The sequence below is a fragment of the Serratia sp. CoH_122_TC_1 genome, assembly GCF_058191755.1.
The window spans coordinates 105,675-116,801 of record NZ_JBXWLA010000010.1 but is presented as its reverse complement, the minus strand read 5'-3'; the positions used below and the strand labels follow the sequence as shown (position 1 = coordinate 116,801).

At 55.4% G+C, this 11,127-nt stretch carries 10 protein-coding genes; 5 read left to right on the top strand and 5 right to left on the bottom strand.

Translation table 11 applies throughout. The features are described 5' to 3' along the window. Window positions 1-398: 398 nt before the first annotated feature. Window positions 399-2,657: a molybdopterin guanine dinucleotide-containing S/N-oxide reductase gene (locus tag AC2FC2_RS14635; protein WP_265556486.1), complete on the bottom strand. Its 2,259-nt coding sequence runs from the start codon at window positions 2,655-2,657 to the stop codon at window positions 399-401. Between the two features lie 219 nt (window positions 2,658-2,876). Between AC2FC2_RS14635 and galR the strand changes: the two genes are divergently transcribed. Beyond that, window positions 2,877-3,896, top strand: a complete 1,020-nt coding sequence (gene galR, locus AC2FC2_RS14630; protein ID WP_265556487.1) for an HTH-type transcriptional regulator GalR — start codon at window positions 2,877-2,879, stop codon at window positions 3,894-3,896. Here the strand turns inward: galR and AC2FC2_RS14625 are convergent. Continuing rightward, entirely contained in the window at window positions 3,893-4,348 is a 456-nt protein-coding gene (locus tag AC2FC2_RS14625; protein WP_209639763.1) for a GNAT family N-acetyltransferase, read from the bottom strand. The genes galR and AC2FC2_RS14625 overlap by 4 nt on opposite strands. A gap of 152 nt (window positions 4,349-4,500) precedes the next feature. Here AC2FC2_RS14625 and AC2FC2_RS14620 point away from each other — a divergent pair, with 152 nt between their 5' ends. The 3 genes from AC2FC2_RS14620 to AC2FC2_RS14610 all read left to right on the top strand — a co-directional run bounded on the left by AC2FC2_RS14620 (window position 4,501) and on the right by AC2FC2_RS14610 (window position 6,303). Continuing rightward, a complete protein-coding gene (locus AC2FC2_RS14620) occupies window positions 4,501-5,511 on the top strand; it encodes a LacI family DNA-binding transcriptional regulator (RefSeq protein WP_265556489.1) in 1,011 nt (336 codons plus the stop codon). Between the two features lie 139 nt (window positions 5,512-5,650). After that, a complete protein-coding gene (locus tag AC2FC2_RS14615) occupies window positions 5,651-5,995 on the top strand; it encodes a type II toxin-antitoxin system RelE/ParE family toxin (RefSeq protein ID WP_490659446.1) in 345 nt (114 codons plus the stop codon). 5 nt (window positions 5,996-6,000) lie between these two features. Further along, window positions 6,001-6,303 carry a helix-turn-helix domain-containing protein gene (locus tag AC2FC2_RS14610; protein ID WP_209639754.1) on the top strand — a complete coding sequence of 101 codons (303 nt, stop codon included), beginning with the start codon at window positions 6,001-6,003 and terminating at the stop codon, window positions 6,301-6,303. A gap of 30 nt (window positions 6,304-6,333) precedes the next feature. On the opposite strand, the gene lysA is transcribed toward AC2FC2_RS14610, so the two are convergent. Then, window positions 6,334-7,596 (bottom strand): diaminopimelate decarboxylase, encoded by a 1,263-nt coding sequence (gene lysA / locus AC2FC2_RS14605; RefSeq protein ID WP_490659445.1) that lies wholly within the window; start codon window positions 7,594-7,596, stop codon window positions 6,334-6,336. Window positions 7,597-7,785: 189 nt separating this feature from the next. On the opposite strand from lysA, the gene AC2FC2_RS14600 reads away from it, so the two are divergent. Continuing rightward, window positions 7,786-8,709 (top strand): LysR family transcriptional regulator, encoded by a 924-nt coding sequence (locus AC2FC2_RS14600; protein ID WP_209639748.1) that lies wholly within the window; start codon window positions 7,786-7,788, stop codon window positions 8,707-8,709. Here the strand turns inward: AC2FC2_RS14600 and AC2FC2_RS14595 are convergent. Together AC2FC2_RS14595 and AC2FC2_RS14590 are read right to left on the bottom strand one after the other, a co-directional pair. Next, window positions 8,699-9,853, bottom strand: a complete 1,155-nt coding sequence (locus AC2FC2_RS14595) for an MFS transporter (protein ID WP_209639745.1) — start codon at window positions 9,851-9,853, stop codon at window positions 8,699-8,701. The two genes, AC2FC2_RS14600 and AC2FC2_RS14595, sit on opposite strands and share 11 nt — an antisense overlap. A 314-nt stretch (window positions 9,854-10,167) precedes the next feature. Beyond that, complete coding sequence (locus AC2FC2_RS14590) at window positions 10,168-11,076, bottom strand: LysR family transcriptional regulator (protein ID WP_209639743.1); 909 nt, start codon at window positions 11,074-11,076, stop codon at window positions 10,168-10,170. Window positions 11,077-11,127: the final 51 nt, after the last annotated feature.

Genomic DNA, 11,127 nt, shown 5'->3' with positions numbered 1-11,127 from the left:
CTTCAACATACAGAGTATGTTGATTTCTCACCAATCAATACCTCTGGGATCACCTACTCTAGAGAGGAGTGGATTAAGAAACTACCGATCAATCGCAAGAGTTTTGCTCTAAATGCAACCAGCTGTAAATTTCCCACGTTTGGCGGAAATAACTCAATGAAAGCTAAACAATCCTGGGCAAGATAAATACAAAATGTGATTTTGTGCAGGCGGGTTAGCTGGGCTTCAGGAAAAAAAACCTACGCATCTGCGTAGGTTGGTGCAAATTAATATGGGTTCAACAAACACGTTGTTGAAACTCACCAATCAATACCTCTGGGACGTTAAACTTACCCCGTGCTGCCAAATACCAGTCAGCAGGCTATCGCAACATTAGGGCGCAAAGTGTAACCAGCTATTTATCGGGTGCTCACCTCTACCAGGCAGCTCATGGCGTTCGGCCCCTGGGTTAGCGGCGAGGTGCCGATATCCAGCGTTAATACATTGGGGTTGCCGGACTGCTCTACCGGTAACTGTTGGTCACCCACCCCCGGATCAAACCAGGCTCCGGTCGCCATCAGTACCACACCACGTGTGACCCCATCGGTAATAGCAACGCCCGCCAGGCAGTGACCACGCGCATTGCTAACCTGCACTTCGGCGCCATTGGCAATACCCCGTTTTTCTGCATCCTCAGGGTGCATATACAGAGTCTCACGACCCGCGGTTTTATTGCCTTGCGCCAGTGGTGCAGGATCCATCTGGCTATGCAAACGGTCGCTCGGCTGAATAGAAATCAGGTGCAGCGGCCACGTTTTTGCCTGTGGAGCCCCCAGCCACTCAACCGGCGGCTGCCACTGCGGATGGGGTGCAAAATCGGGATAGCGATAACGGGCGATTTTCTCGCTGAACAGCTCAATTTTGCCACTCGGCGTTTGCAGCGGGTTAGCCTTTGGATTGGCACGAAAGTCGTCAAAGAACACAAATTCCTTCGCCGGTGCCGGCAACTCGACGTAGCCTTTACGCCAGAAATCGTCAAATTCGGGCCATTCCACCCCGGTGCCCGCCTGCGCCTGCCCACACTGTTGGTAAATAGATTCGATCCAGGCACGTTCATTGCGGTTTTCGGTGAATTGCTCGCGATAACCCAATCGCTCCGCCAAGTCGGCAAAAATATCAAAATCGTTGCGCGCTTGATGCTGTGGTGCAATGGCCTGATGCATCGCCAACACGTAGCGATCGCGTGATGAACCGCCAATGTCGTTACGTTCCAGCGAGGTCGTGACTGGCAGAACGATATCTGCCATCTTTGCCGCCGGCGTCCACCAGATATCCTGCACAATCACCGTATCCGGCTTCTGCCAGCCCTCCACCAGTCGATTTAACTGCTGATGGTGATGGAACGGGTTGCCACCGGCCCAATGCACCAGATGGATATCCGGATAGTGCAAGGTTTCACCGCGGAACTGATAGGGTTCGCCGGGGTGCAGCAACATGTCGCAGATACGCGCCACGGGAATAGCCAACCCGCATGGGTTCTCCCCCACCGACATCATTGGCCCTGGCGTGTCCACGCGCGGATTGCCAACGCCATTCATCGAACCATGGCCAAACGAGAAACCGCCGCCGGGTAGCCCAACCTGACCAAGCATCGCCGACAGCGCTATCATCATCCAGTAGGGCTGTTCGCCGCGGTGGGCGCGCTGAACTGAATAGGAACAGGTGAGAAAACTGCGTACACCAATCAGTTGCTGCGCCAACAACGCAATGCGCGCCGCCGGAATGCCGGTAATTGCGCTGGCCCATTCTGGCGTTTTCGCCACGCCGTCATCCACGCCACGCAGATAATTCGCCAGTTGGTCGTAACCGGTACAATGGCTATAAAGGAAGGCTTCGTCCTGCGCCCCTTGGCGTTGAATTTCGTACGCTAACGCTAACATCAACGCCACGTCGGTGTTCGGACGGATCGGGATCCATTCGGCATTAACAAATGCCGGGCAGTCATCGCGCATCGGGCTGATGTTGATAACCGGGGTGCCTTTCTGAACCAGTTTTTGCAACCAGGGCTTGAGTGAATGTTCAGCAGCCCCGCCAGAAGACACTTGGGCATTCTTCAACGCCAGCCCACCGAAGGCCACAAACAGCTCACAGTGCGCGATCACACTGGGCCAACTGGTGACACGTCCGGTCAATGGGGTGAAGGTGCCGATCACATACGGCAGGAAAAACTGCGCCGAACCCCAGCTGTAGTTACCCAACTGATCAACGCCGCCACCGCCACTGAAATAAAAACGCCGCACCAACGAACGCGCATGATGCAAACGGCCGGCGGACGACCAGCCGTAGGAACCGGTAAACAGGCCTGAAGGACCGTAACGATCGCGCACGCGCCGGTTTTCTTCCGCCACCAGATCAAGTGCAAGCTCCCAGTCAACCTCAACAAAATCCTCACGACCACGCAGCGTGCGGTCACTGCCTTCACGTTTTTGCAGCCAGGAACGACGCACCGCCGGCTTGCGGATACGCTTATCGGAATAGGCCATTGGCGCAATGGAGTCGAGCAATGGAGAAGGATCCGGATCATCGGCAAAAGGCTCACAACGGATAAGCCTGCCGTCTTCAACCACGGCGGTATAAGCCCCCCAATGCGCGAGTTGCGGATAACGTTTAATCGACATGCGGTTCTCGAACAAGAAAAGATGCACAAAAGTAACATCAGCCAGTGCCCGGAACCAAAGCACAAATTGCGCTATTAATGCGTCCGGTAAGTCTAAGCGCACGATAAATCGCACATATCTGCAACAGCCACCACAAGTTGCGATCGCCAGCGCTTGCAGCACCGGACTTTTTCCGCAAAACTGAGGAATGTAAGCGATTACCCAGGATGTATGACAGATATGGCTACCATAAAGGATGTTGCCAGGCTGGCGGGTGTTTCCGTGGCCACGGTATCCCGTGTAATAAATAACTCCCCAAAAGCCAGCGAAGGCTCACGCACCGCCGTGCAAGCCGCGATGGAACAATTGCAATATCACCCCAACGCTAACGCCCGCGCGCTGGCGCAGCAATCGACCGAAACGCTCGGATTGATTGTCTCTGACGTGTCCGATCCTTTCTTTGGCGCCATGGTCAAAGCGGTGGAACAGGTGTCCTACGCGACCCACAATTTTCTGCTGATCGGCAACGGGTACCACGATGCGGAAAAAGAACGTCAGGCGATCGAACAACTGGTGCGCCATCGCTGTGCTGCGCTGGTGGTGCATGCCAAAAAACTGACCGATCGTGAATTAAGCGGCTGGATGCAGCAAATCCCTGGCATGGTGCTGATTAACCGTACGCTCCCAGGTTTTGAATCTCGCTGCGTCGCACTTGACGACCGTTACGGTGCCTGGCTGGCAACCCGCCATTTGATCCAGCAAGGGCATCAGCGTATTGCCATTATTTGTTCCACCCACCAGATTTCTGACGCAGCAGACCGTCTGCAAGGCTATCTCGATGCATTGCAGGAACATGGCATCCCGGTGGATGAAAAGCTGATTGCCTACGGCGAACCCGACGAAATTGGGGGTGAGCACGCCATGACCGAGTTGCTTGGCCGGGGAAAAAACTTTACCGCAGTGACCTGCTACAACGATTCTATGGCTGCGGGCGCGTTATCGGTACTCAGCGATAACAGCGTCGACGTGCCGGGACAGATGTCGTTGATTGGCTTTGATGACGTGCTGATTTCACGCTACCTGCGACCACGCCTGACAACCATTCGCTATCCTGTCGTGGCCATGGCGACCCAGGCGGCTGAATTGGCACTGGCGCTGGCCAATAACCTGCCGCGGCCCGAAATTACCAACATGTTTAGCCCGACGCTGGTGCGCCGCCATTCGGTGTCCAGCATCAATAACGTGTACGAGCAGAACTAGCCTAACGCCCGGTGATACAGCCGCACCGGGCGGTCAGGATAATCCAGCGCGTCACCGATATAGTGCCAGCCATGGCGTTCGTAATAACCGCTGAAGTCAGCGTAAAGATACAGCTCGCTGAAACCAAGCTGCCGGCTGTAATCCTGCACATGCTGCTGCAACTGCAGGCCCAGGCCAGTGCCACGCTGGCTTTCGTCGATGTACAACGCCGCCAGCCAAGGCGTCAAATCTTGGCGGCTAATCAGATCACAGCGCCATAAGCCGACAGTGCCAACCAGTTTATCCCCCAGCAGAGCGATAAAGGTGACGGGCAAATCCGCCCCACGCAGGCCGCTGTCTACCACACTGGCGAAAAATGCCCGGCTGCTCTCGCTGCCGAACGCCCGCCATTGCCAGTCAATCACCTGCTCACGGTACTGAGGAAAGTCAGCCAACAGCACAATACTTGTCATTCTACCGCCCTTTTTTCATTGCTTGATTCTCATCTACACGCGTTTGCCCGCGACACCGTCACCACGATAAAAAGCCGCACAGCCAACAGCTAACCCTATGCTAGACTGAGCATTATTTGCCACCAGCGGATGTTGAAAGGGGTAAGCCACTGATGATCACCATGTTGGATGTTTCCATTCGCGCGGGGGTATCTAAAGCCACAGTTTCACGCGTGTTAAATGGCACCGGCCAGGTGAAAAAGAGTACCCGAGAAGCCGTGTTCAAAGCGATGGACGAATTGGGTTACCGCCCGAATTTCCTTGCCCAATCGTTGGCGAACAAAAGCTCCAACAGCATCGGGTTGGTCGTGTCCAATTTCGACGGCCCCTACTTCGGGCGACTGCTCCGCCGTGCAGCTAAGCTGATTGAAGCCAGCGGCAAGCACTTGATTGTCACCGACGGCCACGACACACCGGAAGATGAGCTCCAGGCAGTGCAGCTGTTGGCCGATCGGCGCTGTGATGCCATTATTCTCTATACTCGCTTCATGTCCGAATCTGCACTGATGGATTTGCTGGACAGCCTGCCGGTACCGATTATGGTGATCAACCGCGATTTGCCGCAAGCGCGAGCACGCTGCGTGTTCTTCGAACAACAAAAGGCTGCCTTCCATGCGGTTGATTATCTGATTCAACAAGGGCACCGCGAGATCGCCTGCATTACCGGCCCCATCAGGACGCCTACCGCTCAGGCGCGGCTGGCAGGTTACCAACAGGCGCTTGAGCACCATCAGATTGCCTTCGATGCCTCCCGAGTGGCCTATGGCGACAGCAGCGTACAAAGTGGTTATCAGGGGGTACAGCGTTTACTGGACGAGAATAGCAATTTCAGCGCACTGTTCGCCTGCAACGACGATATGGCGGTGGGCGCGATGAAGGCGCTGCACGATGCCGGCAAACGCCTGCCACAGGATGTCTCACTGTTCGGCTTTGACGACGAACCCAGCGCCGCCTATTTACAACCTGCGCTCTCCACGGTTTATCTGCCGATCGATGTCATGATCGAAGCCGCCATCAGCCAGGCTTTCCGCTTGATCAACCGAGAAGACATCCAGCCGCTCCCGCCTTTTACCGGTGAATTACGGCTACGTGAATCAGTGATTCCAGGGCCATACGCTGATTGATTCCCACTGGCGTTGTCGTCGGTTGCGCACCGCGCCGCATTTCTTCCACTGCAATTTCCCTTACCTGCAACTTGGCAGCATATTGTCACCACGATAGCCTTTACACTATATAGCTCTGAAGCTATATTCGGAGCGTGACATGTGGCAGGTTGTGACCGTCGAACGATTCGACAGCTGGTTTTTATCATTAAACGGGGATGAACAAGAAAGCCTCTTAGTGGGCATTTTTAAACTGCGGGAGTTTGGCCCTTTGCTGGCACGTCCGCATGCCGACACGCTGCATCACCATGGCAAAATACAGCATTTGAAAGAATTGCGTATTCAGCACCGTGGGCGCCCATTTCGGGTTTTCTTCGCCTTCGACCCACAACGGCAGGCCGTCCTGCTATGTGGTGGCGATAAAACCGGCAATAAACGCTTCTATCAGCAAATGTTGCCCATCGCCGTGAGAGAATTTTCATATTATCTGGCAACCCTGAGGTAACGTATATGGCCAAGCCATTATCAAATCTGATCGATAAACTCGACCCAAACGTCGTTGAAGCGGCACGACAAAAAGCGGACAACGAGATTTTTGAACTACGGCTGGCAATGCTGCGAGAAGAACTGGCCGTGTCCCAGGCAGAACTGGCCAAGCGGCTGGGTATCAGCCAGCCTTCGGTTGCCAATTTGGAGAAACGCGGCAGCGAAATCAAACTCTCTTCGCTGAAGCGCTACATTGAAGCAATGGGAGGCACGCTGTCGCTGGACGTCCAACTCCCCAACGGCCAACATCGACGCATGACGCTGTGAAACGGGCGCAGCAGGTTGCGCCCAAAACAATCAGAGCAATTCCAGCGCTATCAACTCTTCAATCGTCTGTCGACGACGGATCAAGCGCGGTTCACCGTTCTCAAACAGCACCTCCGGCAGCAGCGGACGGCTGTTGTAGTTCGATGACATTGAGGCGCCATACGCCCCGGTATCATGGAATACCAGATAATCGCCAACCTGCACTGGCGGCAGTTCGCGGGTTTCAATACCGCCACCGGCCTGCTGGGTAAAGACATCACCCGATTCGCACAGCGGCCCGGCGATCACGGTATCGCGCAATGGCTGGTTGGCAGTATCGCGGCCATCGGCCGGTAACAAAGAAATATGGTGGTAGCTGCCGTACATCGCCGGACGCATCAAATCGTTAAAACCGGCATCCACCAGCACAAAGTGGCGGCTACCCATATCTTTCACCGCGCGCACCTCAGCGACCAGCACCCCGGCTTCCGCCATCAGGAAACGGCCCGGTTCAATCTCCAGGCTTATCGGGTGGCCCAAATGGGCGGCAATACGCTCACGGGCGCGGTTCCACAGGCCAAAATAGTGTTCGGTATCAATCGCCTCTTCACCGTATTGATACGGGATAGACAGGCCGCCGCCGGCTGAGATGGCGCTGATATCCTGACCGAGGTCAATGACCTGCTGCACCATGGCGTCACACACGCGCTCCAGGTGTTGGTAATCAACACCCGAGCCGATATGCATATGCACGCCGATCAGCTTCAGGCCATATTGTTGAATTTTTTTTACTGCCTGCGGCAAATCGGCATACCAAATGCCGTGCTTGCTGTTCTCGCCGCCGGTATTGGTTTTCTGACTGTGACCATGCCCAAAGCCTGGGTTGATACGCAGCCACACGGGATGCTCTGCAGACACCTGACCCAGTTGCTCCAACATGTCGATCGACCCGACATTGACCGGGATTTTCAGCTCACTGACGCGTGCCAGCGTTGCATGGTCCAGCACGTCGGCAGTAAACACGATTTCACTTGGCTCGCCGCCCGGCTGAAACCCTGCTTGCAATGCACGTTCGATCTCACCGAGCGACACTGAATCCACTTTAACGCCCTGCTCACGCATCAGGCGCAAAATATGGATATTCGAACACGCCTTCTGGGCGAAGCGGATCACATCAAAATGACGCAGTTGGCTAATGCGCTCACTGATGATAGCAGCATCATAAGCCCATACAGGGCAACCAAAACGCTGCGGCAAAGCCAGCAGGTTAGCGGCATTAAGAGCCGTCGAAGTGTCGTGCAAAGCGCGTGGCATGGTGATGTCCCCGGTTCGAAAGTGGTCTGGCCGTCGTATTTCACATCGCGGCGCTGTTAACTGCGATTGGAAATCCCTAGGGCTGGTTAATGACCTTAATATTGCCGCACTCTTTCTCGGGTGGAAAATATCTATTTAGCCAGAGTCTATTCATTTATGATATGGCTTTGCTCGTTAAGGACCCTCTCGATGCACGCGATAACCCTGCGCCAGATTGAAATCTTCTATGCGGTGATGACGACCGGCAATCTGACCGAGGCCGCTGCACTGCTGCAAACCTCTCAGCCCACCGTCAGCCGCGAGCTGGCACGCTTTGAGAAACTGATTCAATTGCAATTATTCGAGCGGGTGCGGGGCCGTTTGTCCCCAACGGTTCAAGGCTTGAGGCTGTTGGAGGAGGTTCAACGCTCTTATTATGGCCTGGATCGCATCGTTAACGCCGCCGCGGGCATCCGCCAGTTTCAGCAAGCACAGCTTTCGATCGCTTGCCTGCCGGTGTTCTCGCAGTCGCTGTTACCCGCCGTGTGCAAACCCTTTATTGATCGCTATCCAGAAGTGAGCTTCAGCGTCATCCCGCAGGAGTCACCGTTGCTGGAAGAATGGTTGTCGGCACAGCGCCACGATTTGGGCCTGACGGAAAATACCCTGACACCGGCAGGCACCGAGCGCATGACGCTGATGACGTTGAACGAAGTGTGTGTGCTACCGGCAGGGCACCCACTGCTGGCAAAAACGGTGCTGACACCGCAGGACTTTGCTGATCAACACTTCGTCAGCCTGTCAAACACCGACAGTTACCGCCAACTGCTGGACTCGCTGTTCAGTGAGGAAGGGGTGAACCGCCGTCTGGTGATGGAAACCCACAGCGCCGCATCAGTCTGCGCAATGGTTAAAGCCGGGGTCGGGGTGTCGATCGTCAACCCGTTAACGGCGCTTGACTACGCCCACAGCGGCGTTCACATCCGCCCATTCAGCGTTGACGTCCCCTTCACCGTCAGTTTGATCCGGCCGTTGCATCGTCCGGCCTCGGCACTGGTCACCGCCTTTACCGAGCATTTGCAACAGCAGGCGGAGACGCTCCCCGCCCGCTTGGCCGCGGTAATTACGCGCTAGCCGGGCGCTTGGCACGGCTGAAGGTGATCAGGCACAGAACCAACCCCAGCAATGCGATCCCCGCAGCGGCCAGAGGTACGCTGGTCAATCCCAGTCCTTGCGCGATCACGACTCCACCTACCCAGGCACCAATAGCATTGCCGACATTAAACGCGGCAATGTTCAGCGTGGACACCAGATTGGGGGCTTTCTTACCGTAAGTCACCACGTTGATTTGCAGTGCGGGTACCGCAGCAAATGCCGCCGCCGCCCACAGGAACAGCGTGATTTCTGCCTGCACCATAGCATGGCTGGTCCAGCTAAATAGCGCAGCGAAGCAGGCAATCACCAGGAAAGTGCAGGTCAACGTCAGCGGCAAACGCCAGTCAGCCAGACGGCCGCCAAGGATATTGCCCAGCGTCAGGCCCACGCCCATCAGCAGCAGCGTCCAACTCACGCCGTGCGACGAAACGCCGGTCACTTCAGTCAACAAGGGGGCGATATAAGTAAACAGCGCGAACATCGATGCGGCAAAAGCCACCGTCATCAGTAGCGAAAGCCAGATACCGCCGCCGCGCAGCGCCGCCAACTCTTTTTTCAGATCGGTCGGTGTTTCATCCTTCACCGTTGGCAGCTTGCTGTACAGCGCCATCAAGGATAATACGCCGATCACGGCCACCGCCCAGAACGTCGAGCGCCACCCCAATGCCTGCCCCAATGCGGTGCCGAGTGGCACACCCAACACGTTAGCCAGCGTCAGGCCGGTGAACATCAGCGCGACCGCAGAGGCACGACGGTTAGGTGCCACCAGGTTAGCCGCCACAACGGCACCAATACCGAAAAACGCACCGTGACACAGTGCAGTGATAATGCGCGCCAGCATCAGGAAATCGTAGCTGTAACCCAGGGCGCACATAATGTTGCCAAAGATAAAAATCACCATCAGCAGCAACAAGGTTTTTTTACGCGGCAGCCTGGCGGTCAGCAGCGCCATGATCGGCGCGCCGATAGCCACACCCAGCGCATAGCCGCTGATCAACCAACCGGCGGAAGGAATAGAGACCTGCAGATCCCTGGCAACTTCAGGCAGCAACCCCATAATAACGAACTCGGTCGTGCCGATGGCAAATGCACTTAATGCCAGTGCGAGCAGAGAAACAGGCATGTGTAACGCTCCCAATCAACAAAGCCCCGGCGGCAGTCGCACGAGGCAGATAAAAACACAAAAAATCGCCGGGCAGCCTGACAGGTTGCCCGTGAAGAATCAGAAATGGCGTTCAAAGAGCCAGGGAAGCTGCTTAACCCTATAATTATTAAGTCTTATTCACCCTTCTCACACGACAGGAATAACATGATGGTCAGTATGAGAACCAGTGACCGGGCCGTGACAGGGCACAAAAAGATCCCCTCAGCCGTCTAACCGCTTGAATGCGCTGATGATGAAAAATGTGTACAAATATTACCGTGTTGTTAACGATATCAGCGCAGCGTCGCCCGCCAGTCGGCATCATTGGCAAACCACTCCACCAGAAAATCCAACATGGTGCGCAAAGTGGCCGGCATTTGCCGGCGTGAGGTGTAAATACCGTAAATCCCCATAGATTGGGGCTGGTAATCCGGCATCAGCTCAATCAGCTCGCCACTGGCCAACAACGGCGCTGCCGAATAATAAGGCTGCATGGAAATACCGGCCCCCTGTACGGTCCCCGCCATCAACACCACGGATTCATTGGCACTGAGATTACCGCTCACCGCGACCGCCGATTTCACCCCTTGGTGATCAAAATGCCACAGGCTTTTACCGAAGTAGGAATACGTCAGACAGTTGTGCAATGCCAGATCTTGTGGGTGACGTGGCGTACCCTGCGCCGCCAGATAAGCCGGAGACGCACAGACTACGGATGCACAGGATGACAATGGCCGAGCGATTAAATTGGGATCCAGTTCATTCGTGATACGCAATGCCAAATCAATGCGCTCTTCCACCAAATTCACCGTGCGATTATTCATTTGCAGATCCACCGCAACCTGCGGGTGGCGCTTGAGGTATTGCGCAACCGCCCCCACCAGCACCGTCTGACCCAAGGACTGCGAACAGGTGATGCGCAGCAAGCCACGCAGTTCGTCGCTCTGTTCACTTTCAACCAGATCAATCTCACCTGCCAGCGCCAGCATTTGTCGGCAACGCTCCAATGTGCGCTCTCCGGCGTCAGTCAGACTAAGCTTACGGGTAGTACGGTGCAGTAAACGTGCGCCGGCCCATTGCTCCATCTGGGCGAGATAACGGGTCACCATCGCTCGCGACATTTCCAACGTTTCTGCGGCGGCAATCATGCTGCCACGGTCAACAATGGTGATAAAAACCTCAGCTGCGGTAATGCGATCCATGATTCGTCCGATTTACGCAATGAATAATTGCTTATTATCCGGTTTTTCTAT